Origin of the sequence: Sphingomonas sp. ABOLH (genome assembly GCF_003951715.1) — a bacterium.
Classification (GTDB): domain Bacteria; phylum Pseudomonadota; class Alphaproteobacteria; order Sphingomonadales; family Sphingomonadaceae; genus Sphingomonas; species Sphingomonas hankookensis_A.
In genome coordinates this window covers 46,257-71,953 of record NZ_QQWV01000021.1, presented here as the reverse complement: position 1 = coordinate 71,953, position 25,697 = coordinate 46,257, and the positions used below count along the sequence as shown (strand labels likewise).

Sequence of the window (25,697 nt, the reverse complement as noted above, 5' to 3'; positions counted from 1 at the left end):
CGGTCTGATCCGTCCAGACCCAGCAGTCTGCGCGACCGCAGGTGCCGCTTGCGGCAGAAAATCCTTGTCTAGCGCTCGGATACAGGCGATCTTCACCTCAAACGACACGCCACTTGGGGAATGCAGGCTTCTTCGGGGGCGGCACCCCGTCGCTGATGCCGCCTGCGACGGTGGCGGCGGTGATCGAGGCGGCGTGCGGCTATTGGCCGCCGACCGACGAAATCGAAATCACGCTGGAGGCGAACCCGTCCTCGGTCGAAGCGGCGCGCTTTGCCGACATCGCCGCCGCCGGGGTCAATCGCGTGTCGCTGGGCGTGCAGGCGCTGCACGACGATGCGCTGGCGTTCCTCGAACGCGCCCATGGCGTCGACGAAGCGCTGGCGGCGCTGGGCGTGGCGCAGCGACATTTCGCACGGGTCAGCTTCGACCTGATCTATGCCCGGCCGGGCCAGTCGCTGCCCGCATGGGAGGCGGAACTCGCCCGCGCGCTGTCGTTCGGGACCGAGCATCTGTCGCTCTACCAGCTGACCATCGAGCCGGGCACCCGCTTCGCGACGCTGGCGGCCAAGGGGCAGTTGACGCTGCCCGATGCCGACCTGTCCGCCGACCTGTTCGAAACGACGCAGGCGATGACCGCTGCCGCCGGCCTGCCGCTGTACGAGGTGTCGAACCATGCCCGGCCGGGGGCGGAGAGCCGCCACAACCTGACCTATTGGCGCTATCGCGACTATGCCGGGATCGGTCCCGGCGCGCATGGGCGGCGCTCCGGCCTCGCAACCGTGCGCCGCAAGAAGCCGGAGAACTGGATCGCCGCGGTCGAGCGCAACGGTCACGGGATCGAGCGGGAGGATGCGCTGACCCCCGACGAGCGCGTGACCGAGGCGCTGGTGATGGGCCTCAGGATGCGCGAGGGCGTCGATCTCGCCCGGATCGCGCGCCTGGGCCAGCGTCCGATCGATGCGGTCGTGCGGCCGGATGCGGTATCGCTCTTGGCGCGACAGGGGTTGCTGGTCCGCGACGGCGACCGGCTGGCGCTGACCCCGGCGGGGATTCCGGTGCTCGACGCGGTGCTGCGCGAGATCGCCGTCTGATCCCCTTGCCCGTTTCGCCGGGAGTGCGCACAACCGCGCATCACCAGTGAAAAGAGGGCGCTTCATGCCGACCATCACCCGCCGCACCGCCATCGCCGGCCTCGCCGCCGCGACCGGCGCGGCCCGCCTGCCCGCGCAGCCCCGCGCGACCTCGACGCTGCGGGTCGCCTCGACCTGGGACTTCGGCGCCGCCGCCAACGATGCGGCGGTCGCGCGGTTCAGGAGCGGCGGCAGCCTGATCGACGCGCTGGAGGCCGGCGCGAAAGTGCCCGAGGCCGACCTGACCAACCATTCGGTCGGCAAGGGTGGCTATCCCGACCGCGACGGCCGGGTGACGCTGGACGCGGTCATCATGGACGACAAGGGCCATGTCGGCGCGGTCGCGGCGATGGAGGACATCGCCCACCCGATCTCGGTCGCGCGCGCGGTAATGGAGCGCACGCCGCACACCTTCCTGGTCGGGGACGGCGCACGGCAGTTCGCGCTGGCCAATGGCTTCACCGCCGAAAAGCTGCTGACGCCGGAGGCCGAGGCCGAATGGCGCAAATGGCTGAAGACGTCGAAGTACCAGCCCATCGCCAATAGCGAGAATGCGCGCGCGCCATTGGGCGGGCCGCTCGACCACGATACGATCGGCATGATCGCCCGCGCGCCGAACGGCGAGCTGGCGGGCGCCTGCACGACATCGGGCATGGCGTTCAAGCTGCACGGCCGGGTGGGTGATTCCCCGCAGGTCGGCAGCGGCCTGTTCGTCGAGGCGGGCGTGGGTGCAGCCACCGCCACCGGCTTGGGTGAGGAAGTGACTCGCATCGCCGGCACCGCCCGCGTCGTATCGTCGCTGCGCGCGGGCATGACGCCGATGAACGCGTGTCGCGAGGCGGTCGAGCATATCGCCCGGCTGCGCGGGTCGGCGCTCGACGGGGTACAGGTCGGCTTCCTTGCGATGGACCGGAACGGACAGGTCGGCGCCTTCGCGATCCTGCCCGGCTTCACCTATGCCGTCACCGGCGACGACGGGCGCAGCACCGTGCTGCCATCGGCCAGCCTGCGAAAGGGCTGAACCGAAAACGGCCCGCCCCCATCATGGGAGCGGGCCTTGTTTCCTGTCCGTTCGCCGGGATCAGAAGCGGACGGTCGCGCCGGCCACGATCTGACGCCCCAGCAGGTCGTAGCGGAACACGGTGTTGTTGCGCAGCAGCCCCAGCTCCGACCGCGAGTTCGGGATCAGCGGCGGATCGCGGTCGAACAGGTTGTTGACCGCGAGGCGCAGGACGAAGCGCTTGGCCACGTTGAACGTCGTCGCCAGATCGAAATAATCATACGCATCGATCCGGTTGTAGGTCGAACGACGGTTCGCCGGGCCGTACGGAATGCCGGTGTCCGCGTCCGCGTTGAACGTGATCGTCATCGGCCCCTGGTGGCGCCAGTTGAGCGAGATGTTCAAGACATTGTCCTGCGTCGACCAGGTCGTACGCAGGCCGTGCACCCATTTCGGGAAGCCTTCGCCGCAGAACGGACCATAATAGCCGACGCACTGGCGTGCGGTGACGGTCGGCGATTCCTGGCTGCCGATCGACGTCATCAGCGTCCCGTTGAAGCTCAGGTCGAGCCGTCCGGCCGTGTCGAGGTTCAGCGCATACTGCCCCTGGAAATCCCAGCCGTGCGAGTCGCTCTTATACCCGTTGCTGGTGCCCTGGATGATGAACCCGGTCGTCGGGTTGCTCGCCGCCGGGCTGAACAGCGTGTAGCTGCCCGGATTGCGCACGATGCCGCGGCAATAATAGGGATTCTGCGTCTGCACGCAGCCGTTCACGAAATCGCCCGCGCTGAAATAGCTGATCGAATCGTTCAGATCGATCAGGAAGCGGTCGATCGAGACGGTCAGCCCCGGCAGGAAGCGCGGACGCAGCACGACGCCGAACGTCTTGGTGTACGCGGTTTCCGGCGTCAGGTTGAACCCGCCGTTGCGGATCGTGCACAGCGCGTCCGGGCAGTTCAGCGTCTGGCTGCCGTACAGATTGTCGGGCAGGCCGGTCGCACGGCATGCTTCGATGCTGGCGGTCGGCGCGAGGAAGCGGCCCGGATTCTGCGGATCGGGGGTGGTGGCGCACGGATCGTTGCGCGATCCGACCGTCACATAGTTGATGTTGCTCGCCTGCACCGCCTGGATCAGCGACGGCGCGGCCTGCGCCTTGTTGATCGATCCGCGCAGGGTGATGTCGTCGATCGGCGCCCACAGGCCCTCGACCTTCCACGTGTCGAACGCGCCGTCGAGCCGGTTGTACTTCGACTTGCGATAGCCGAGGTTGACCTGCAGCAATTGGGTCCAGCTCTGGTCCTCGACCAGCGGCAGCTGCGCTTCGACGTTGCCTTCGACGACATTCTGGGTGAAGCGCGCGTCGGTGCCGCCATTGGTCAGGCGGAACTGCGCATCGGCGGTCGAGATGAAGCGTTCGGCGCGGAACTCGACGCCGGCGGCGATCGCCACCCCCTGATCGGCGAAGGGCGACTTGATGCCATATTCGCCGAGATCGCCCGATACGGTGCCGAGCACCTGCCACATGCTGGGCTTGCTGATCTGGCGACCGTCGACGCTTTCATAGACCGAATCGACGAAGGCTGCAGCGTTGTTGTACGGCCGGAACGGGTTGAACGGCACGCAGGCGGCGCCCCCGGTCCGGCAGGTCGGCACGCCGCCCACGTTATCGACGATCAGCGACTGGCGCAGCCGGTCCTCGTTCGGGAAGGGCGGGTAGCTGTCGGTCGACCGGTTCGCGGAATAGACGCCGGCAATGTCGTAATTCCACGCCTTCAGCACCTTGCCGCGAATGCCGCCGGTGACGCGGTAGCCGAGGTTTTCGAACTTGTTGTACGCCGGCGGCAGTCCGTCGAAGCGATAGAGCAGGTTGAACGGCACCAGCGTGTTGGTGCCGGCCGCGCCGCCGCACAGGGTCTGCCCCTGCGACGCCGACAGGAACGGGTTGTTGCAATTCACCTGATAGGGCGTCGAACCATAGATGCCCGAGGGATAGACGCGCAGCGGCGTCGGGTTCTGCGACCGGTCGCGATAGGCGAGGAAGGTCGAATAGATTTCGGCCGCCTCCGACAGGTCGACCGTCAGGAAGCCGCCGGCGTTGATGCGGTTGAACTCACGCTGCGCGGCGAACTCGTCGAACGGATTGGCGGCCGCCCCGGCGACCGATCCCCAGGGAATAAGATTGCCCGACCCGTTAGGATTGTTGACCAGCACCCGCCCCGCATTCGCCCCGCTGCCGGGAATGATCGTGCCGACCTGCGTATACTGGCTGCGCGTGCAGGTGAGCGCCGAGTCCTTGGTCGGCTGGGTCACTTCGCATGCCGACCACGACCGCGCACCCTGCGGCAGCAGGTCCGACTGGCGATAGCTGAAGAAGCCGGTCAGGTTGACGCGGTTGTCGAGGAACGACTTGCCCGCCGTCATCGTGACGTCCATCCGGGCGCCGTCGTTCGTCATGCCGAGCGGCGTCTGGAAAAAGGCGCGCCGCGCCGCGTCGGTCACCGGGTTTTCGCGGTTCTGGTGGTTGTAGAAGCTGTAATTGCCGTTCAATTCCACCCCGTCGAAATTCTTTTTCAGGATGAAATTGACGACGCCCGACACCGCGTCCGACCCGTAGACCGACGACGCACCACCGCTCAGCACGTCGATCCGTTCGACCAGCGAGGCCGGGATGATGCCGACGTCCATGCCGTTCTGGATGCCGAGGCGCAGGCCGTCGACCAGCGTCAGCGTGCGTTCGAAGCCGAGGCTGCGCAGCTTGATCCGCTGGCGGCCGCTCGATTCCGCATAATTCTGTTCGGCGTTCGGCGCGACCTGCGGCAGGCGGTTCAGCACCTCCTCGATCGTGGTCGCGCCCTGCGCCTGGATCTCCTGCGACGTGACGGTGGCGATCGGCGCAGCCGATTTGTTGTTCGGGCGCACGATGCGCGTGCCGGTGACGACGATCGCCTTGTCCGCATCCTCGTCGGTCGTGGTAGATGCGGCGTTGGTGTCGGGCAGCGCCTCGACCGGCACGACCTGGGCATGGGCGGTTCCCGCCAGCATGGTCGCGAGACACGATGTCGTCAGCAGCATGGTGATCGGCTTCATGTAGTCCCCCTGTCGGTGCCGCGTCACAAGGCGCGATTATTTCACCTGTGAGACAGTTTTCCGCCAGCGAGCAGTCAGGTCAATATCATCTGAAACCGTTTTTCATCCATGCCGATCGTATTGCTTGCCCGGCGTGCTATTTGAGCAACACACCGGGAACGTTCTCAAACCAGCAGGTGCAGCGTGGTCGGGGTCAACTGCGCCGCGCCGCGCACCCCCGGCAGGGTCGCGACATCGACCGGGCGTGCGTCCCGCAGTTCGACGCGTACCCGGCCGGCCAGCGTCCGGGCTTCGCGGATCGCCCCTGCCCCGCCCAATGCGGCGACGAGCGCCGGCGGCAGGTCGGCCGTGGCCCCCGCCGATTCGGAAGACGGGAAAGCGACGGCAGCCATCGGCGCGCCCGCCCCGGCCGCGCGGATTTCCTCCGCCACCTGATCGGCGATCGGGCCGACGATCACCTGCACCGCCCGGTCCGACGGTCGGATCACGCCCATCGCGCCGAGCGACTTGAGCGCAGCTTCGTCGACCAATGCCTGATCGGCGACCACCAGTCGCAGCCGCGTCGTGCAGGCGCCGATGCTGGCGAGGTTCGCGCTGCCGCCCAGTGCCGCCAGGAACGCCCGTCCCCGAACGCCCCCCTCGGCCGGCGCCCCGCCCATCGGCGCGGCGCTGGCGTCACGCCCCGGCGTCTTCAGGTCGAACCGGACGATGAAGAAGCGGAACACGCCATAATAGACCGCGAAATAGACCGCGCCGATCGGCAGCAGCAGCAGCGGCTGCGTCGCCTTTCCATAATTCAGCACATAGTCGAACAGCCCGGCCGAAAAGCCGAAGCCCAGCCGCACGCCCAGCGCATCCATCACCGCCATCGACACGCCGGTCAGCACCGCATGGATCGCGTAGAGCACGGGGGCGAGGAACATGAAGGAGAATTCGATCGGCTCAGTCACACCGGTCAGGAAACTTGTTAACGCTAGGCTGAGCAGCATGCCGCCCACCGCCTTGCGCCGGTCGGGCAATGCCGAGCGGTACATGGCGAGGCATGCGGCGGGCAGGCCGAACATCATGATCGGGAAAAACCCGGCCATGAACGCACCGGCATTGGGGTCGCCGGCAAAGAAGCGCCGCAGGTCGCCGGTGGTGCCGTTGAAGTCGCCCAGTACGAACCATGCGACATTGTTGAGGATATGGTGCAGCCCGGTCACCAGCAGCAGCCGGTTGAGCAGGCCGAACCCGAACAGCCCGATGCTGCCCGATGCCACCAGGGCGCGACTGGTCAGGTCGAGCGCCGCGCTGATCCCCGCAAAGCTCAGCCCCACCAGCACGGCGATGGCGATGCCGGCCAGCCCGCTGACGATCGGCACGAAACGGCGACCGCCGAAGAAGGCGAGATATTCCGGCACCTTGATCGTCGCGAACCGGTTGTAGAAACTGCCGCCGATCAGGCCGGAGACGATGCCGATCGGCACGTCGAGCTTGGCGAAGGCCTTTACCTTCCACGCCGCGGACAGGGTCGCGGCGGTCGCTTCGTCGAAGCCGCGCGTGATCTCCGGCGGCACGGTCAGGAACACCGGCCCGCCATTCTTGACGACCAGATAGCAGACGACCCCGGCAAGACACGCCGCGCCGTTGCCGTCGCGCGCGATGCCGCAAGCGACGCCGATCGCGAACAACAGCCCCAGATTGTTGAAGAGCGCATCGCCCGCCGCCGCAAGCAGGCCGATGTCGAGCAGGTCGGGCTGGCCCAGCCGCAGCAGCAGCCCCGCCACCGGCAGGACCGCGATCGGCAGCATCAGCGCGCGGCCGATGGGTTGCAACGCTTCGACGACGGACCTCATGCGGCAAGCTCCTGACAAAATTCGCGGGCCATGGCGCGGACCTCACGCGGCGACGATGCCGCCAGCGCGCGGAGGGCAAGGCGGTGGCAGGCGGCGGTATCGAGCCGGCGGACCAGCGCCTTCAATTCGGGGACGAAGCGCGGGGAAGCCGACAATTCGGTGATGCCGAGGCCGATCAGCAACGGCACCGCCAACCGGTCGGAGGCAAGCCCGCCGCAGACACCGACCCAGCGGCCGTGACGCTTCGCCCCGTCGGTCGTATGCGCGATCAGTTGCAGCACCGCCGGGTGGAGGCCGTCGACACCGCCGGCGACCGCCGGATTGCCGCGATCCATGGCCAGCGCATATTGGGTCAGGTCGTTGGTGCCGATCGACAGGAAATCGGCATGGGCGGCCAACGTCGCCGACGTGACCGCCGCCGCCGGGGTTTCGACCATGATGCCGACCTCGACCCGCTCCGTAATGTCCATCTCGACGCGCAGCCGGTCGACGACCGCACGGACGGCGGTAATCTCGTCGACGCTGGCGACCATCGGCACCATGATCCGGCATTGCCCGACCGGCTGCACCGACAGGATGCCGCGCAGCTGTGCCTCAAGGATGTCCGGCATGGCCAACGCGACGCGGATGCCGCGCAGGCCGAGCGCCGGATTTTCCTCCGGCGCGATCGGCAGATAGGAGGCCGGCTTGTCGCCGCCGACGTCGAGCAGCCGCACGATCAGCGGCCGCCCCTCCAGTGTGGCGGCGATGTTGCCATAGAGTGCGGCCTGTTCGGCGGCGTCGGGGGCGGTATCGCGCTCGAGAAACAGGAATTCGGTGCGCAGCAGCCCCGATCCTTCCGCGCCGTTCGCCATGGCGACGACCGCATCCTCGACCGATCCCAGATTGGCAAAGGCTTCGATGCGGACGCCATCGGCGGTGACGCAATGCTCGGCCGCCTGGGCGAGCGCGGCGGCGCGATCGGCGGCGCGGCGCTCCATCCGCGTCCGCGCCTCCGCCAGCGTCGCGTCGTCGGGTGCGACGTGCAGGACGCCATTGTCGGCATCTAGGATCAGCGTCGCCCCGTCCGCCACCTCGTTCAGCGGCGCACCCACCGCGACCAGCGCGGGCAGGCCCATCGTCGCCGCAAGGATCGCAACATGGGAGGTCGGGCCGCCCCGCTCGACCACCAGGCCGACCACGCAGGCGGGATCGAGCGCCATCACCTGCGACGGCAAAAGGTCGTCGGCGAGCAGGATCGTGCCCGGCGCGAACGCCAACGCATCGTCCGCCGCCCCGGTCAGTTCGCGCAGCACCTGCCGTTCGAGGTCGAGCAGATCGTCGGCCCGTTCGGCCAGCCGCGCATCGCCGAGGCTACGCAGCACCTCGGCCTGTGCGCGGGTCGCCTGTCGCCATGCGTGGCCGGCGTCGCGCCCGGCGCCCACGTCGCGGTCGGCGGCCTTGCGCAGTTCGGGATCGTCGAGGAACGCGATATGCGCCGCACGGATCGTCGCGCCCGCATGCGTGCCGTCCTCCGCCGATAACCGGTCGCGCACCGCCGCCAGCGCGCTGTCGAGCCGCGCAGCCTCCACGCCCGGCCCCTGTCCGTCGACCGGCACGGCAATGTCGGCGACGCGCAGCCAGCGCGCTGTGCCGATGGCGAAGCCCGGCGCGGCGAGCGTTCCGGCCAGCTGCCCCTCTGGCAGGTCGACGGGCTGGGCGGGCGGCGGGGCGGCGATCGGCGCGGCGGGCACTTCGCCCACGCCCTCGCCCATGCCGCCCTCGATCAGGTCGACCAGCGCGGTCACCGCCTGTGCCGCATCCGGTCCGCTGGCGATGACGCTGATCGTATCGCCATGGCGGATGCCGAGGCCCAGCAGGCCGACCGCGCCCGATGTCCGGGCCTCCGTGCCGTTCTTCGCCAGCCAGCAGGTCGCGGCGAAGCCCTTCGCGACCTCGCCGATCCGCGCGGCCGGGCGGGCATGGATGCCGTGTGCCAGCGGCACGCGGACATCGGCGACGACCCGCTCGCCGCCCGACGCCTGCGTATCGACCGCTACCGCACCCAGCGGCTCCAGCGTCAGCAGCGGATCGCCGACCGCGACCGCGCGGCCCCCGGTGCGATCGACGATCCGGAACGCGTCGCCATTGGTGACGATGATCGGCGTCATCAGCGACGGCGCGGCCTGCACCAAGGCGTCGAGGTCGAAGTCGATCAGCGGCTGGCCGCGCGTCACCATGTCGCCGACCGCGACCTTCGCGGTAAAGCCGCTGCCGCCCAGCTGCACGGTGTCGATGCCGATATGCATCAGCAGCTCGACCCCGCCCTCCCCGCGCAGGGTGATGGCATGGCCGCCGGCGTGCAGCGTCAGCACCTGTCCATCGCAGGGCGCATGCAGCGTGGTGCCCAGCGGATCGATCGCCGCACCGTCGCCCAGCATGCGTCCCGCGAACACTGCATCGGGCACATCGTCGAGCGCGGCCGCCCACCCGTGAAGCGGCGCGGTCAGCTGGATGGCGGTCATCAATGCCCCCTTGGGTCAAGGGCCCGGCCGCGCCTGCTGCGCTCACCGGGCCGGATCATCAGACGATGCGGTTGCCCGCGATCCACGTGCCGCGCACGCTCAGGTCGGCGGCGAGCCAGACGAAATCGGCGCTGTGGCCGACATCGATGCTGCCGATGCGGTGCGACAGGCGCAGGAAGGCGGCCGGGTTTGCCGACGCCATCGCCACCGCATCCTCGAACGCGACACCCAGTTCGACCGTGTTCCTGACCGCGGTGGCCATATCGAGGTCACAGCCGGCCAGCGTGCCGTTGGCATCGACGCACACGCCGTTCTCGACATGGATCGGCTGGCCGTTGAGCACGAATTCCTTCGACGCCGCGCCGACGGTCGGCATCGCGTCGGTCACCAGCATGAACCGGTCGATCGGCCGCGCCGCCAGCGCCACGCGGATCGCCGCCGGGTGCAGATGCGCGCCGTCAACGATCAGTCCGGCATAGATATTCCGGTCCTCCAGCACCGCGCCGACCACGCCGGGATCGCGATGCTTCAAGGGCGACATGGCATTGTAGAGATGGGTGACGCCGCGCGCACCGGCATCGATCGCCGCGCGCGCCTGTTCGTAGCTCGCATCGCTATGGCCAATGCTGACGATCACGCCCGCCGCGACCAGCCGCTCGATCGCGGCAACGTCGTTGCGCTCGGGCGCCAGCGTGACCATCACCACGCCCTTGCGGGGGCGCGTCAGCAGGTCGATCGCCGCATCGTCCAGTGCGCGGAAATGCTTGTCGTCGTGAATCCCCTTGCGCGCCGGGTTCAGGAACGGCCCCTCGACATGGATGCCGACGACGCCCGGCACCCCCTGTTCGATCGCGGCATCGACCGCGTCGAGACCGGCGGCAACGATATCCAGCGAATCGCTGATCAGCGTCGGCAGGAAGGCGGTGGTGCCGTACTTCGCATGCGCCGCACCGATCGCACGAATGCCCTCGACCGTCGGATGGTCGTTGAAGAGAACGCCGCCCCCGCCATTGACCTGCGTATCCACGTAACCCGGCACCAGCCAGCCGCCGTCGAGGTCGATGACCTCCGCGTCGGCACCGGCATGGAAGTCGGCGATGACGCCGTTCTCGACGCGGAACGCGCAGCTGTCCTGCGTACAATGATCGGCGAGCACGCGGCCGCCGCGAACAACGAAACTGCTCATCGGGTTTCCGTTACCTTGCGCAGGTGCGGCGGCTGATCGGGGTTCAGCCCGCGCCGCAACGACACCATGTTGACCATGCGATAGAAGCTCTGGATCATCAGGATCGGCTCGATCGCGGGATGGCTGCGGATCGCCGGCGGATGGCTGTCGTCGCTCGCCGCGTCGGCCAGATGCACCGCCGCACCACGCCCGGCAAACTCCGCCGCCGCCGCCCGGACATCGTCGCCGGCATCGTCGGAGGTGGCAAAGCCCAGCAGCGGAAAGCCGTCGTTTATGATCGCCATCGGCCCGTGGCGGACCTCGGCGCTGCTGAATGCCTCGGCATGCAGCGCGGAGGTTTCCTTCATCTTCAGCGCCGCCTCCTGCGCCACGCCGAAGCTGTAGCCGCGCCCGATCACGAACAGATTGCGCGCATCGACCAGCGTATCGGCGACTGCGCTCCAGTCGAGGTCGAACGCCGCTTCCAACTGAGCAGGCAGGTTATCGAGCGCCGCCAGCAGCGCCGCATCCTCGCTCCAATGCGCGGCGATGGCGGCAAGGCCGGCGAGCGAGGTGATGAATGACTTGGTTGCCGCGACCGAGGTCTCCGCCCCCGCCGACAGCGGCAGCACCGTGTCGGCAAGGGCTGCGAGCGGCGAATCCTCGACATTCACCAGCGCCACCACGCGCGCGCCGGCTGCCTTGTAGCTTTCGACGGTGCGCAGCAGGTCGGGGCTGCGGCCCGATTGCGACACCGCGATCACCAGCGCGTTCATCCGCTCCATCCGCGTCGCATAGACCGACGCGACCGACGGCGCCGCCGAGGCGACCGGAACGCCGCACAATGTCTCGACCAGATATTTGCCATAGGTCGCGGCATGGTCCGACGATCCGCGCGCACAGGTCACGACCAGCGCCGGCGGGTCGGCGCGCAGCGATTGCCCCAGCGCGGCGAGCGTGTCGGCGTTGCGCGACAGGAAGCGGGCGACCGCTGCGCCGCCCTCCCCCGCCTCGCGGTGCATGGCGGTGTGCCCGGCTGCGACCGGCTTCGGCCCGGCTTCGGCGATAGACGTCATGAACCCCCTCTTGGACCCGGCCGGCGCCGGATCAGCTTGCGTTCAGTTCGGCGACGACGTCGTACGCGTCGCCACGATAATAGGATTGGGTGAATTCGACCGTGTCGCCATCGGCCAGGAAGCCGCGCCGTTCGATGAACAGCCCGGCATGGCCGACCTCGACGCCCAGCCGCTTCGCCTGTTCGGCGGGAAACGCCATGGCGCGCAACCGTTGCAGCGCACGCACCGGGCGACAGCCGGTGACCTCCAGCGCGGCATAGAGCGACTCGCCGACCGCATCGACGCTGGGCAGGCAATGGCCGGCGATCGCCGAATATTCGACCGCCATCCGCACATCGTCGGCAAAGCGCATGCGCTGGAACCGATAGACCGGCGTACCGGGCGACAGGCCGAGCGACATCGATTCCTCGGGCGTCACCAGCCCGGCCGACTTCGCCACCCATGCGCTGCTCGGCACCCGTCCGCGCGCGACCATATCCTCCGAGAAGGACGACAGTTTCGAAAAGCTCTTGTCGACCCGCGCCGCGACGAAGGTGCCCGCGCCCCGCCGACGCACCACCAGCCCCTCGTTCGCCAGCCCCTCGATCGCCTTGCGCACGGTGATCCGCGATACGGCATATTCGGCGGCCAGATCGCGCTCGGGCGGGATGGCGTCGTCCTGCAACAGGATCCGCCGCTCGATCGCGCTGCGCACCAGCTGCTGCAACTGGACATAGAGCGGCGCGTGGGCATCGCCGCGCAACTGCCCGACCCGCTCGGAAAAGGCCGTACCGCCGCTAACCGGGGCGGACGAACGAACGATGGCGGAGGCGGACGATGCGGACACGCCCCTCTGATAGGTATGTTTTTGGTACTATGCAATGCCGATTCCGCAGGCCGGATCATGCCATTCAGCCCGCTGTTCGCGGTATCATCCAGCGAATTGGATCGGTCATCGCGGTCGTTTGCATAGGACCATGCGCTATCCGACGGAACCCGCCTTTGTTTTGGATTAAGCAATTTTATTGCGTCAAAGACTCGCACAACCTCGCCATAGGCGGCGATTGCACGCAAATCGGATCAAATTTCTCACCAGTGAAGATTGTTTTCATTTTTATGTAGATTTTATGATTGCGATTGGTCACATTGCCGTCGACCAAAACGAGCCTGCATGGAACCAATATAGGTCCAATGCTGGACGCATGTCGTCTCGCCCGTCGCGGCCACATCGGGGGAGCGCCTTTCGCGCTCGGATTTAAGGGGTAGGGGTCCATGGCATTTTCGCGTTTCGCATATCTGGCATCCACCGCGTTGGTGGCGCTCGCCACGCCGGCCTTCGCGCAGGAAGCGCCCGCGCCGACCACGACGGACGACGCCGACACGATCACCGTCACCGGCATCCGCAAGTCGATCGCGGACTCGATCGCGACCAAGCGTGACGCCGGGTCGATCGTCGACGTCATCTCGGCCGAAGACGTCGGCAAGTTTCCCGACGCGAACGTCGCCGACTCGCTGGCGCGCCTGCCGGGCGTGACGGTCGACCGCCAGTTCGGCGAAGGCGAGCAGCTGTCGATCGCGGGTGTCGAGCCGGCGCTGAACCGCCTGACCGTCGACGGCCACTCGGTCGCCTCGGCCGACTGGGGCGGCAACCCGTCCGACCGGTCGAGCCGCACCTTCAACTATTCGCTGCTGTCGCCGACGATCATCAGCCAGGCGGTCGTGTACAAGACCCCCGAAGCGCGCCTGCAGGAAGGCGCGATCGGCGCCAGCGTCGACGTCGTCACCCGCAAGCCGCTCGACCTGAAGTCGGGCACGATCGCCGCGACCGCCGGCGGCGAATATAACGACCGTGCGAAGCGCGGCAGCTTCCGCGGATCGGCGCTGTACAGCTGGCACAATGCCGACGACACGATCGGCTTCCTCGGCTCGGTCAGCTATGACAAGGAACAGCTCAGCCGCGCCGGTTCGGCGGTGTACTGGTATCGCACCGGCGACGCGCTGCTCGCCAACGCACCCAATACCGCGACGATCAACGGCAAGAACATCACCGCGCTGACCGCCGCCGAACGCGCCAGCTTCAGCAGCGCGCGCTTCGCCTCGTTCCTCGCCCGCGAATTCTTCAAGCAGGAACGTGAGCGCATCGGGTTCTCGGGTGCGGTGCAGGCCCGTCCGACCGACAACCTGACCGTGACCGCGACCGGCCTGTTCATCCGCGGCAATTACGACAACGTGTCGAACTCGGCCTATACCTATGGCTTCGAAGGCTCGCGGCTGATCTCGGCACAGTCGTCGGACGGCCTCGTCACCTCGGCGACCTTCGCCGGCATCCCGACCGGCCAGGCCGGCGCGACCGGCCAGCTCGACACCAATTATCGCCGCACCCGCCTGAAGAACGATTCGGTCACGCTGCTCGTCGACTGGACGCCCGGCGACTGGACGATCAACGGCAATGTCGGCGGCACCAAGGCGACCGGCGGCAAGGACCCCGAATATCTGCTCGACTTCCGTACGCAGCAGGGCTTCACCTCGGGCGCCAACGGCCAGAACACCGTCGTCAACTGGGCCAAGCCGGCCAGCGACCCGTCGATGTGGCTGAGCAACTTCACCGCCGTCGGCGGCGAAAATCTCGGTGCGCAGGATCTGGCCCGCAACGGCGGGCAGCAGTTCTTCGGTCGCCAGATCGGTGGCATCCCGCTCCAGTCGGGCTTCACGATGGACCAGGAAAAGTTCGCCGAAATCAACTTCAAGCACCCGGTCGAATTCGGTCCGATCAAGGAAATCCTGTTCGGCGGCCGTTATGTCGACCACGACAACAAGCAGACGACCTACAGCAACGCCGTCTTCACCAACCAGAACTTCACGCTGGCCGACCTGCCCTATTACGTGCTGCCGGGCGGTCTCTATAACGGCCTCGGCGTGTCGGGGAACGGCACGCCTTACGCCACGCTGGACAAGGACGGCATCATCGCCGCGCTGGCCAAGTACGGCAACAAGCAGATCGATCGCGGCTTCTCGTTCAACGAATTCTTCGGCGTGAACGAAAAGATCGCGGCCGCCTATGCCCAGGCGAATTTCGAAACCGGCAAGTTCCGCGGCAACGTCGGCGTCCGCTTCGCCCACACCAGCGACGAAGCGAAGTTCTACACCGCCAGCAACCGCGCGGGTCAGCTGTTCCCGATCTACACCTACACGCCGGTCAAGAACGACTATAACCGCCTGCTGCCCTCGGCCAACGTGATCTACCAGGCGGGCGACGACGTGGTGCTGCGTGCGTCGGCGGCGAAGGTGCTGGCCCGCCAGCGCTACAGCGACCTTGCCGGTTCGCTGTCGCTCGACGACAACCAGCTGTCGGGCAGCGGCGGCAACCCGGCGCTCAAGCCGTATGAAGCCACCAACTATGGTCTGTCGGCGGAATGGTATTTCGCGCCGGCCAGCTTCCTGGCGGCCGAATTCTTCTACCGCGACATTTCGAACTACACCGTCAACCAGGTGAACAACGAGACGCAGTTCAACGTCCTGCTCGCCCGCAACGCGACCTATGCCGTTTCGCGGCCGGTCAATGGCGGCACCGCGCAGGTCACCGGCTTCTCGCTGTCGGGCAACACCAACCTGATCTGGGGCTTCGGCTTCCAGGGCAGCTACACCTTCGCCGATGCCGAAGCCTCGCTGGCGACCGGCCTGCCGTACCTGTCGCGCCACACGCTCCAGCTCTCGCCCTATTACGAGAACGGGCCGTTCCAGGCGCGGGTCAGCTACAACCGCCGCTCGAAGTATTTCTACCGCTTCGGCCGCCAGTCGTCGCAGGACTATACCGACGCCTATCGCCAGCTCGACGCGCAGATCAGCTATGCGCTGACCGAAGGCGTGTCGATCACGGCACAGGCTTCGAACCTGCTCGACGAAACCTACTATCAGTACAGCAGCACGCCGAACGCGCCGACCTCGGTCTACAAGAACGGCCGCGTGTTCTCGCTCAACGCCACCTTCCGCATGTAAGGGGCCGGTGATCCGGGGGGTGCGGCCCGTGCCCTCCGTTTCGCGTGAAGGCCCCGGCTTTGCCGGGGCCTTTTTTCGTTCGGGCCGCTAGAGTTTCGGACAGAGCCGAATCGGCCTGCCAACCCAAGGGGAGTATCGCGTGAAGCACCGTCTGACCTGGGCAGCCCTCGCTGCCGCCACCGCGATCGTTGCCCCGGCATCGGCACAGACCGCCCCCCTCCTGCCCCTCCCCGCACAGATGACGCCGGCCAGCGGATCGATCACCATCGCGAACGGCGCCGGCATCGCCGCCCCGGCCGCCGACCAGGGTGCCGCCACCGCCGCGCGCCTGCTGGCCGACCGGGTGAAGGTCGATCGCGGCCTGACCCTGACGCCTGCCACGACCGGTCCGATCCGCTTCGTCCGCGACGCGGCCATAGCCGGTGACGAAGCGTACCGCCTGACCGTAACGCCGCGCGCGATCACCATCGCCGCCAGCGGCGACCGCGGCCTGATCTGGGGCGCGATGACGCTCGCCCAGCTGCTCAGCCCCGACACCGCGTTCGGCAAGCCGGTGCGCGTCGCCGCGACCACCATCAACGACGCCCCACGCTTCCGCTGGCGCGGGTTGATGGTCGACGTGACCCGTTCGTTCCAGCCGATCGATACGCTCTATCCGGTCATCGACACCATGGCCGCGCAGAAGCTCAACACGCTGCACATGCACCTGTCGGACGATCAGGGATGGCGCGTCGAGATCAAGCGCTACCCCAAGCTGACCGAAATCGGCGGCTTCCGCGTGCCGCCCATCGCCGGGGGACAGCCGGGCCCGAAGGTCGGCGGCTTCTATACGCAGGACGAGCTGCGCAAGCTGGTCGCCTATGCGGCGGAGCGCGGCATCACCATCGTCCCCGAAATCGACATGCCCGGCCATGCCCAGGCGGCGGTCGCGGCGTACCCTGAGGAGGTCGGCGTGCTCGGCGACCGCCCGCCGGTCGGCCATGACTGGGGCGTCAATCCATGGCTCTTCTCCCCCAGCCCCCGCAGCATGACCTTCATCAAGAACGTACTCGACGAGCTGATCGACATCTTCCCCGGCCAGTTCATCCATGTCGGCGGCGACGAGGCGATCAAGGACCAGTGGCAGCGCTCGCCGGAGGTGCAGGCGCAGATGAAGGCGCTGGGCCTGAAGACCGAGAACCAGATGCAGGGCTGGATGATCTCCGAGCTTGGCAAGCATCTGGCATCCAAGGGCCGCCGCCTGATCGGCTGGGACGAGATTCTCGAAGGCGACGTGCCGACCAGCGCGACCGTCATGTCGTGGCGCGGCGAGGCGGGCGCGGTCGAGGCCGCGAACAAGGGGCATGACGTGGTCATGTCGCCTGCCCCCAACCTCTATCTCGACAATATCCAGTCGACCGCCGGCGACGAACCGCCCGGCCGCATCGGGCTGCAGACGCTGGAGATGGTCTATGGCTATGAACCGGTCCGCCCCGGCGTGACCGCAGAAGCCGCCGCGCATGTGCTGGGCGCGCAGGGCAATGCGTGGTCGGAATATCTGGCGACCGCCAAGCAGAAGGAGCACGCCACCTTCCCGCGCCTGTCCGCGATCGCCGAATTCACCTGGAGCCCGCGCGACAAGCGCGACTGGAAGGGCTTCGTCGAACGCCTCCAGCCGCAGATGCTGCGGTACGAGCGACAGGGGATCGCCGCCGCCGACGCGGCCTTCGCCGTGACCTATGCGCTCGATGGATCGAAGGGCGACGTGCTGCGCGGCAAGGCGCCGAAACTGGCGCTGACCACCCAGACCGGCGCGGGCACGATCCGCTACACCACCGATGGCAGCCAGCCGACCGCCCGCTCGCGTGCCTATGCCGCCCCGATCGCGGTGAAGCCGGGGCAGACGATCACTGCCGCCGCCTTCGCCAGCGACGGCCACGCCCTCGCCCGCCCCCGTGCCTTCGACGCGACCCGCCCGGCGCTGCTGCGCGCGACCGGCACGGCCGACATGGTCGCCTGTCCGAAGGGCGCCCTGGGCCTGCGCGTGCCGCTGGTCTCGGGCCAGTCGGGCGATGCCCCGGCGTACAACGTCAACATCTTCGACACCTGTACCCAGGCGCAGAAGATGCCGCTCGACGTGGCGCAGGCGTTCACGGTGACGGTCGCCCGCCTGCCGCGCCACTATGGCCTCGCCCATGACTATAAGGCGCTGCGCGAACATTTCGCGGTGACCGAACATGGCGAGCTGGTGATGCGGACCGGCGGCTGCGACGGCACCATCGCCGCCACCTTCCCGCTGCCCGACCCGGATACCGCGCCCAACCGGTTCAGCTTTACCGGGACCTTCGCGAAACAGCCGGGTGATGCGGACGTGTGCCTGCAATTCACCTCCCCGCTGTCCGACCCCTTCTACACGGTCGACACGCTGCAACTGGAAAGCGCCAAGTGAAGCCTGCCCTGTTCCTGCTCCTCGCCGCCGCTCCCGCCGCCCTGTGGGCCGCCCCGCGCGAGACGGTGACGCTCGACAAGGGCTGGCAGGTCCGCCTAGCCCCCGGCGATACCGCGGCGAAGGAGCATCCGAAGGCCGCACGCTGGTTGCCCGCCAAAGTGCCGGGCTATGTCCAGACCGACCTGATCGCGGCGAAGGTCACGCCCGATCCGTTCATCGGCCTGAACGAAGCCACCATCCAATGGGTCGGGCGCAGCGACTGGGAGTATAAAGGCACGCTCAACGCCTCGCCGCTGCTGCTGGCGCGCGGGCATGTCGATCTGGTGTTCGACGGGCTGGACACCTTTGCCGAGGTGTTCGTCAACGGACAGAAGCTCCTCGCCGCCGACAATGCACATCGCCGCTGGCGCGCCGACGCCAAGCCGCTGCTGAAGGCCGGCGCGAACGAGATCCGCATCCTCTTCAAATCGCCGCTGGGCGTGTTGAAGCCGATGGTGGCTGGACTCGAAAACCCCCTGCCCGGCGAATATGACTCGACCGCTGGCGACGAGCCGGAAGGTCGGCAGACCTCGCCCTATATCCGCAAGCCCAAATATCATTATGGCTGGGACTGGGGGCCCCGCATCATCAATGTCGGTCCCAACGGCCCGGTCAGGATCGATGCGTGGGACGACGTCCGCATCGATACGCTCCGCGTCCAGCAGGAGGCGGTGACGGCGGTCGAGGCGCGCCTGTCCGCCGACGTCACCCTGATCGCCGATCGCGATGCGACCGTGCAGGTCGATGCGATCGTCACCGCCCCCGACGGCACCAAGGTCCGCGCCACCCGCACCGTCGCGGTGACGGCGGGCGAGAACCGGGTTAGCGTTCCCCTCACCATCGCCAACCCGCAGCTCTGGTATCCCGCCGGCTATGGCGCGCAGCCGCTCTACACCGTCGCGACCGAAACCCGCCTCGATGGCGAACTGGTCGACGCCCAGCAGCGCTCGACCGGCATCCGTACCGTCGAACTGGTCCGCGAGAAGGACGCGATCGGCCGGGGGATGCTGTTCCGCATCAATGGCATCCCCGTATTCGCCAAGGGCGCGAACCTGATCCCGTTCGACAGCTTCGGCCCGCGGGTCACCAATGCATACATGGCGAAGATCATGGGCGACGCGAAGGCGGCGAACATGAACATGATCCGCATCTGGGGCGGCGGCATGTACCTGCCCGACAGCTTCTTCGACACCGCCGACCGGCTGGGGCTGATGATCTGGTCCGACTTCATGTTCGGCGGCGCGATCACCCCCTATGATCCCGACTATCGCGAATCGGTGAAGATCGAGGCCGAGGAACAGGTCGATCGGGTACAGGCGCATCCCTCGATCGTGCTCTGGTCGGGCAATAACGAAGTACTGTCGGGCTGGGAGGGGTGGAGCGACCGTACCGCCTTCAAGAAGCGCGTCGGGGCCGATGAACAGGAACGCGTCGGGGTCGGCATGGCGATCCTGTTCGATCGTGTGCTGCGTGACGCCGCCTCCGCCCGAGACGCCGACGTCCCCTACTGGCCCGGCAGCCCGAGCGCCAATTACGAGGGCAAGCCCGATCAGGACGGCAATGGCGACCGCCATTATTGGGACGTATGGGGCGGCAAGAAGCCCGCCACCGCCTATCTCGACAGCTGCCCGCGCTTCATGTCGGAATATGGGCTGCAGGCGATGCCCGACATGGCGACCATCGCGAAGTTCGCGAAGCCTGCGGACTACGCGATCGACTCCCTCGTCATGACCGCGCACCAGAAGTTCCTGAAGGGCGCGGGGCAACAGCGGCTGCTCGACTATATCCGCATGCGCTATCGCGAACCCCGCGACTTCGCCGATTTCGTCTATCTCAGCCAGGTGATGCAGGCCGACGGTATCCAGCTGGGCGCATTGCACCACCGCGCCTGCCGTCCGGTCACCAGCGGTTCGCTCTACTGGCAGCTGAACGACGTCTGGCCCGGCGCGTCCTGGTCGAGCATCGACTATTATGGCCGGTGGAAGGCGCTACACTTCGCCGCCCGTCGCTTCTACGCCCCGCTCGCCGTCTCGGCGGCGCGCAAGCCGACCGGCACCACCGACATCACACTGATCTCCGACCGGACTGCTCCCGTCACCGCGCGCTGGCGGATGCGGACGATGGACATGGATGGCAAGGTGACGATGGCGCATGAAACCGCGATCCAGTTGCCCGCGCTGTCGGCGACGAAGGTCGCGACGATGACCGATGCGGACCTGTTCAAGGGCGCCGATCCGAAGCGTAGCGTGACCGTGGTCGAACTGCTGGTCGACGGCGCGGTCGCGTCGCGCGCGCTGGTGACCGCCTTGCCCGAAAAGGACATGACGCTGCCCGATCCGGGGCTCGTCACCCGCTGGTCGACGGTCGATGGCAAGCCGGCGCTGACCGTGACCGCCACCCGCCTCGCCCGTGCGCTGTGGATCGGCTTCGGCACGCTCGACGTGCGGGCGTCGGACAATTTCCTCGACCTGTTGCCCGGCGAAAGCGCGACGGTGACGATCGAGGGCAAGGCATCGGCCGGCTCGCTCAAGAAGGCGCTCCGGCTGCAAACGCTCGGAGCCGCCAAGTGAGCCTTCTCCTCGCCCTGCTCGCCGGCACGGCCGAACCCGACCCGCAGATCGCCGCGACCATCGCGGCGATGACGCCTGCGGAAAAGGCGGCGCAACTGCAAAGCACCGCCCCGGCGCAGGGCGATGTCCTGCCCGCCTATGACTATTGGAACGAGGCGCTGCACGGCCTCGCCCGCAACGGCGTCGCCACCGTGTTTCCGCAGGCGATCGGCCTCGCCGCGACGTGGGATGCGCCGTTGATGGAGCGGATCGGCACCGTCGTGTCGACCGAGGCCCGCGCCAAATACAACGCCCTGCCGAGCAAGAACCGGCGGCGCTACGAGGGGCTGACCATCTGGTCGCCCAACATCAACATCTTCCGCGATCCCCGCTGGGGCCGCGGGATGGAAACCTATGGCGAGGACCCGGTGCTGACCGGCGCGCTGGCGGTCGGTTATGTCCGTGGCCTGCAAGGCCCCGACCCGCTGCAACCCCGCGTCATCGCCACGCCCAAGCATCTGGTCGCCCATAGCGGGCCGGAGGCGGGCCGAGACGCGTTCAGCGTGCAGACCGCACCCTATGACATGGAGGCGACGTACCTCCCCGCCTTCCGTCGCGCGCTGACCGAGGGGAAGGCGCAGTCGGTGATGTGCGCCTATAACGGCGTCCACGGCGTGCCGGTCTGTGCCGCCGACTGGCTGCTCAACGATCGCATCCGCCGCGACTGGGGCTGGAACGGGCTGGTCGTGTCGGACTGCGACGCGATTGGCAACATCGCCCATTATCAGCGTTATGCGCTCGACAATGCCGCCGGCTCCGCCGCCGCGATCAATGCCGGTATGGATGTCAATTGCGGCACCGCCTACGCCGCGCTGCCCAGGGCACTCGAACGCGGCCTGACGACACAGGCGGTCATCGACCGCGCGCTCACCCGCACCTTCGAAGCTCGCAAGCGCCTCGGCCATGCGTTCGGCGCCAAGAGCCGGTGGGATTCGATTCCCACCAGCGCCCTCCACACCCCCGCCAACCGCGCGCTGGCGCTGGAGGCCGCGCGCAAGTCGCTGGTCCTGCTCCAGAACAACGGCGTCCTGCCGTTGAAGCGCGGCGCCCGGATCGCGGTCGTCGGCCCCAATGCCGACAGCCTCGACGTGCTGGAAGCGAATTACAACGGCACCTCCGCCGCCCCGGTAACGCCGCTCAAAGGGCTGACCGACCGCTTCGCCGTCACCTATGCGCAAGGGTCGACACTGGCCGAGGGCGTTCCCCTCCCCGTCCCGCAGACGGCGTTCGGTTCGGGGCTGAAGGCCGAGTTCTTCGCAGACCCGGCGATGACCGGCACACCGGTGCTGACCCGCACCGACCGCACCATCGATTTCAACTGGGCGCGCACCAGCCCCGCCGCGAACCTGCCCGTCGACCACTACGGCGTGCGCTGGACCGGCACGCTGACCCCGCCGGGGCCGGGCCGCTACACGCTGCGCATCGACATCAACCGCTGCTGGGACAAATGCTCGGGCCGCGACGCGGTGAGATTGTGGGTCGATGGCAAGGACGTGCTCAGCGCCACCGGCACCGCCGCCGTCGAAGGCGCCGCGAACGACAGCAAGTCCGAACGGATGGAGGCGCTGCTCGACTTCGCCGACACGTCGCCCAAAGCCTTCCGCCTAGACCTGATCCATGCCAGCACCGACGACAGCATCCGCCTGACCTGGATCGCCCCCGCCGATCCGCAGCGCACACAAGCCGTTGCCGCCGCGCAATCCGCCGATGCCGTGGTCGCCTTCGTCGGCCTGTCCCCCGCCGTCGAGGGCGAGGCACTCCGCCTCGAAGTCGCCGGCTTCTCGGGCGGCGACCGCACCGACATCGCGCTCCCGCAGGCGCAGCAACAACTGCTCGAAGCGGTCAAGGCAACCGGCAAGCCGCTGATCGTCGTCCTCCTGTCGGGCAGCGCGGTCGCGATGGAATGGGCGAAACAACATGCCGACGCGATCCTCGCCGGCTGGTATCCGGGTGAGGTCGGCGGCACCGCCATCGCCGATGTCCTCGACGGCACGACCAACCCCTCGGGCCGCCTGCCCGTCACCTTCTATGCGAAGACGAGCGACCTGCCCGCCTTCGTCGATTACAATATGAAGGGCCGCACCTATCGCTATTTCGACGGCCAGCCGCTCTGGGGCTTCGGCCACGGCCTGAGCTACACCAGCTACGCCTATGCCGACGGCAAGGCGCCGACGACGCTGACCGCCGGCCAGCCGCTCACCGTCACCGCCCGCATCACCAACACCGGCAAGCGCGCCGGCGAGGAAGTCGCACAGGCTTACCTGATCGCCCCGGCCGCGCTCAACAAGGTCGGCGCATGGAACGACCCGGTCCTGCGCCACAGCCTCGTCGCCTTCCAGCGCGTCGCGCTCAAGCCCGGTCAGGCAAAGACCGTGACCTTCACGCTCGACCCGCGCCTGCTCAGCACCGTGTCGCTCGACGGCACCCGCGCGGTGCGGCCGGGCGCCTATCGCCTGTTCCTCGGCGGCGGCCAGCCGGGCAGCACCCCCGGACAGGAGGTCGCCTTCACCATCACGGGCACGCAGGAGTTGCCGAAATGATCCGCCTTTCGCGCCGCACCCTGCTGGCCGGCACCGCCGCGCTCGCGGTGGTCGATGCACTCCCCGTCGGCGCCGCCGGCACCGCCCCAGCCCGCCCGAACCTGTTCGTCGGCACCGGCGGCGACGGCCATACCTTCCCCGGCGCGACCATGCCGTTCGGGATGGTCCAGCTCTCCCCCGACACCGACACCGCGCGCTGGGCGACCTGTTCGGGCTATCACAAGGACGACGGCTCGATCCTCGGCTTCAGCCACACCCATTTGTCGGGAACCGGCATCGGCGACATGCTCGACGTGCTGGTCGTGCCGACACGCGGGCCCGTGTTGCTGGAAGGCGGCCCGCTCGACGACCCCGACAAGGGCTATCGCCAGCGGTTCAGCCAGGAGGTCGCCGAACCCGGCTATTACGCCGTCACCCTCGAAAGCGGGGTGCGTGCCGAGCTGACCGTTACCGACCGCACCGGCATCCAGCGTCATCGCTTCCCCGCCGGCCCCGGCCATATCCTGATCGACCTCTCGCACCTCGTGCTGGAGGGTCCGAACCAGCGCCCCTATATCGACGAGGCCGCACTCACCCTCGAACCCGACGGCACCCTGACCGGCACCCGCCGCGTGTTCCGTTGGGCCAAGGGCCGCCGCATCTTCTTCGCGATGCAGCTGTCGCGCAAACCCGATCGCGTCGAGTTCTTCAGCGACAACGACACCCCGGCCGGCGACAAGGGCGTCACCGGCAAGCGCCTGAAGGCAGTGCTCCATTATAACGACGCGGGCGCCGCGCCGATCGTCATCCGCACCGGCATCTCCGCCGTCGACCTGGGCGGCGCCAAGGCCAATCTGACCGCCGAAGCGAAGCATTGGGACTTCGACCGCTACGCCCGCGCCGCCCGGTCGGCATGGGCGCGCGAACTCAACCTGATCCGGTTCGACGGCGGCACCGAGCAACAGCGCGTGGTCGCGGCGTCGGCGCTCTACCACGCCTCGATCGGCCCGACGCTCTTCTCCGACGTCGATGGCCGCTATGTCGGCCTCGACCGCCAGACGCACACCGTCCCGCGCGGCGAGGCGGCCTATAGCGCCTATTCGCTGTGGGACACCTATCGCGCCTTCCACCCCTTGCAGACGCTGATCCGCCCGAAGCTGACCCAGGCCTTCATCCGCGACCTGATCCGCCAGACCCAGCAAAGCCCGTTCGGCCCGCCCGTCTGGCCGCTACAGGGGGTGGAAACCGGCACGATGATCGGCTGGCACGCCGTCCCCGTCCTCGCCGAAGCGCGCGCGAAAGGCATCGCCGCCGACTATGCCGCCGCATGGGGCGGGGTGAAAAAGCGCTCGTTCGACTGGACTACGCCCAATCTCGACAACAGCATCGGCGTGAAGGCGTATGACGAACTCGGCTATGCGCCCGCCGACCGCATCTTCGAAAGCGTGTCCAAGACGCTGGAGTTTTCCTACGACGATTATGCCGGCGCGTTCATCGCCGACGCGGCGGGCGACTCCGCCGGGGCCGCGCGCCTGCGCAAGCGCTCGGGCAACTGGCGCAACGTGTTCGACCAGCGGATCGGCTTCGCCCGCGGCCGGCTGGCGAACGGGGACTGGGCCGAACCCTATGCCCCCAACGCGCTCGGCCATTCGAAGAAGTGGCGCGACTTCACCGAAAGCAATGGCTGGCAGGCGACGTTCCTCAACCAGCACGACATTCCCGGCCTGGTCGCGGCGATGGGCGGCGATGCCGCGTTCGAAGCGAAGCTCGACGGCCTGTTCACCGCCTCGTCCGAACTCCCCGCCGACGCCCCGCCCGATATCTCGGGACTGGTCGGCCAGTACGCGCATGGCAATGAACCCAGCCACCATGTCGCGTACATGTACGCCTGGTGCGGAAGCCCATGGAAAACGCAGGCGATGGTCCGCCGCCTGCTGACCGAAATGTACCACGACCGGCCCGACGGCATCATCGGCAACGATGATTGCGGGCAGATGAGCGCATGGTATCTGCTCTCGGCACTGGGCTTCTATCCGGTCGATCCGGTCAGCGCGACCTATGTGCTGGGCAGCCCGCTGTTCGACCGTGCGACCGTGCAGGTTGGCGGCGGCAAACGGCTGATCGTCGAGGCGCGCGGCAACGCCCCCGACCGCCCCTATGTCCGCAGCGTCACCTGGAACGGGCGTCCGTGGACGAAAAGCTGGATCGCGCACGCCGATCTGGTCCGGGGCGGACGGCTGGTGTTCGACATGGCGGCCGAACCGAACAAGGCGTTCGGTCGCGCACCCAAGGACCGTCCCGGCCACGCATGATCGCCGCCGCGCTCC

At 67.9% G+C, this 25,697-nt stretch carries 13 protein-coding genes; 7 read left to right on the top strand and 6 right to left on the bottom strand.

Annotated features, from left to right (window positions below):
* Nucleotides 1–113: 113 nt before the first annotated feature.
* Both hemW and CA237_RS11450 read left to right on the top strand, forming a co-directional pair.
* Nucleotides 114–1,091 carry a radical SAM family heme chaperone HemW gene (gene hemW, locus CA237_RS11455; protein WP_277600136.1) on the top strand — a complete coding sequence of 326 codons (978 nt, stop codon included), beginning with the start codon at nucleotides 114–116 and terminating at the stop codon, nucleotides 1,089–1,091.
* A 64-nt stretch (nucleotides 1,092–1,155) separates the two neighbouring features.
* The gene (locus CA237_RS11450) at nucleotides 1,156–2,151 is read left to right on the top strand and encodes a N(4)-(beta-N-acetylglucosaminyl)-L-asparaginase (RefSeq protein WP_126014122.1); all 996 of its coding nucleotides are present in this window, start codon (nucleotides 1,156–1,158) and stop codon (nucleotides 2,149–2,151) included.
* 60 nt (nucleotides 2,152–2,211) lie between these two features.
* Here CA237_RS11450 and CA237_RS11445 read toward each other — a convergent pair whose 3' ends face one another.
* The 6 genes from CA237_RS11445 to CA237_RS11420 all read right to left on the bottom strand — a co-directional run bounded on the left by CA237_RS11445 (nucleotide 2,212) and on the right by CA237_RS11420 (nucleotide 12,542).
* A complete protein-coding gene (locus CA237_RS11445) occupies nucleotides 2,212–5,217 on the bottom strand; it encodes a TonB-dependent receptor (protein ID WP_241215476.1) in 3,006 nt (1,001 codons plus the stop codon).
* A gap of 164 nt (nucleotides 5,218–5,381) precedes the next feature.
* Nucleotides 5,382–7,055 (bottom strand): N-acetylglucosamine-specific PTS transporter subunit IIBC, encoded by a 1,674-nt coding sequence (gene nagE, locus CA237_RS11440; RefSeq protein WP_066693588.1) that lies wholly within the window; start codon nucleotides 7,053–7,055, stop codon nucleotides 5,382–5,384.
* Complete coding sequence (gene ptsP, locus CA237_RS11435) at nucleotides 7,052–9,559, bottom strand: phosphoenolpyruvate--protein phosphotransferase (RefSeq protein ID WP_066693593.1); 2,508 nt, start codon at nucleotides 9,557–9,559, stop codon at nucleotides 7,052–7,054. Before ptsP ends, nagE begins: the two co-directional genes overlap by 4 nt.
* A gap of 58 nt (nucleotides 9,560–9,617) precedes the next feature.
* Nucleotides 9,618–10,745, bottom strand: a complete 1,128-nt coding sequence (gene nagA, locus CA237_RS11430; RefSeq protein ID WP_066693596.1) for an N-acetylglucosamine-6-phosphate deacetylase — start codon at nucleotides 10,743–10,745, stop codon at nucleotides 9,618–9,620.
* The gene (locus tag CA237_RS11425) at nucleotides 10,742–11,800 is read right to left on the bottom strand and encodes an SIS domain-containing protein (protein WP_066693599.1); all 1,059 of its coding nucleotides are present in this window, start codon (nucleotides 11,798–11,800) and stop codon (nucleotides 10,742–10,744) included. Before CA237_RS11425 ends, nagA begins: the two co-directional genes overlap by 4 nt.
* 31 nt (nucleotides 11,801–11,831) lie before the next feature.
* Complete coding sequence (locus CA237_RS11420; protein ID WP_232308055.1) at nucleotides 11,832–12,542, bottom strand: GntR family transcriptional regulator; 711 nt, start codon at nucleotides 12,540–12,542, stop codon at nucleotides 11,832–11,834.
* Between the two features lie 509 nt (nucleotides 12,543–13,051).
* On the opposite strand from CA237_RS11420, the gene CA237_RS11415 reads away from it, so the two are divergent.
* The 5 genes from CA237_RS11415 (at nucleotide 13,052) to CA237_RS11395 (ending at nucleotide 25,682) form a co-directional block, all read left to right on the top strand.
* The gene (locus tag CA237_RS11415; protein ID WP_126014120.1) at nucleotides 13,052–15,775 is read left to right on the top strand and encodes a TonB-dependent receptor; all 2,724 of its coding nucleotides are present in this window, start codon (nucleotides 13,052–13,054) and stop codon (nucleotides 15,773–15,775) included.
* Nucleotides 15,776–15,914: 139 nt separating this feature from the next.
* Entirely contained in the window at nucleotides 15,915–18,203 is a 2,289-nt protein-coding gene (locus tag CA237_RS11410; RefSeq protein ID WP_084401793.1) for a family 20 glycosylhydrolase, read from the top strand.
* On the top strand, nucleotides 18,200–20,812 hold the full coding sequence (locus CA237_RS11405; protein ID WP_126014118.1) for a glycoside hydrolase family 2 protein: 2,613 nt from the start codon (nucleotides 18,200–18,202) through the stop codon (nucleotides 20,810–20,812). The genes CA237_RS11410 and CA237_RS11405 overlap by 4 nt, the downstream gene beginning before the upstream one ends.
* Nucleotides 20,809–23,391 (top strand): glycoside hydrolase family 3 C-terminal domain-containing protein, encoded by a 2,583-nt coding sequence (locus CA237_RS11400; RefSeq protein WP_126014117.1) that lies wholly within the window; start codon nucleotides 20,809–20,811, stop codon nucleotides 23,389–23,391. The genes CA237_RS11405 and CA237_RS11400 overlap by 4 nt, the downstream gene beginning before the upstream one ends.
* Nucleotides 23,388–25,682 (top strand): GH92 family glycosyl hydrolase, encoded by a 2,295-nt coding sequence (locus CA237_RS11395; RefSeq protein WP_126014115.1) that lies wholly within the window; start codon nucleotides 23,388–23,390, stop codon nucleotides 25,680–25,682. The genes CA237_RS11400 and CA237_RS11395 overlap by 4 nt, the downstream gene beginning before the upstream one ends.
* The last annotated feature ends 15 nt before the right edge of the window (nucleotides 25,683–25,697 follow it).

Coding starts and splice junctions, on each gene's coding strand:
- CA237_RS11450 (WP_126014122.1), top strand. CDS start 1,156: ATGCCGACCATCACCCGCCGCACCGCCATCGCCGGCCTCGCCGCCGCG.
- CA237_RS11445 (WP_241215476.1), bottom strand. CDS start 5,217: ATGAAGCCGATCACCATGCTGCTGACGACATCGTGTCTCGCGACCATG.
- nagE (WP_066693588.1), bottom strand. CDS start 7,055: ATGAGGTCCGTCGTCGAAGCGTTGCAACCCATCGGCCGCGCGCTGATG.
- ptsP (WP_066693593.1), bottom strand. CDS start 9,559: ATGACCGCCATCCAGCTGACCGCGCCGCTTCACGGGTGGGCGGCCGCG.
- nagA (WP_066693596.1), bottom strand. CDS start 10,745: ATGAGCAGTTTCGTTGTTCGCGGCGGCCGCGTGCTCGCCGATCATTGT.
- CA237_RS11425 (WP_066693599.1), bottom strand. CDS start 11,800: ATGACGTCTATCGCCGAAGCCGGGCCGAAGCCGGTCGCAGCCGGGCAC.
- CA237_RS11415 (WP_126014120.1), top strand. CDS start 13,052: ATGGCATTTTCGCGTTTCGCATATCTGGCATCCACCGCGTTGGTGGCG.
- CA237_RS11395 (WP_126014115.1), top strand. CDS start 23,388: ATGATCCGCCTTTCGCGCCGCACCCTGCTGGCCGGCACCGCCGCGCTC.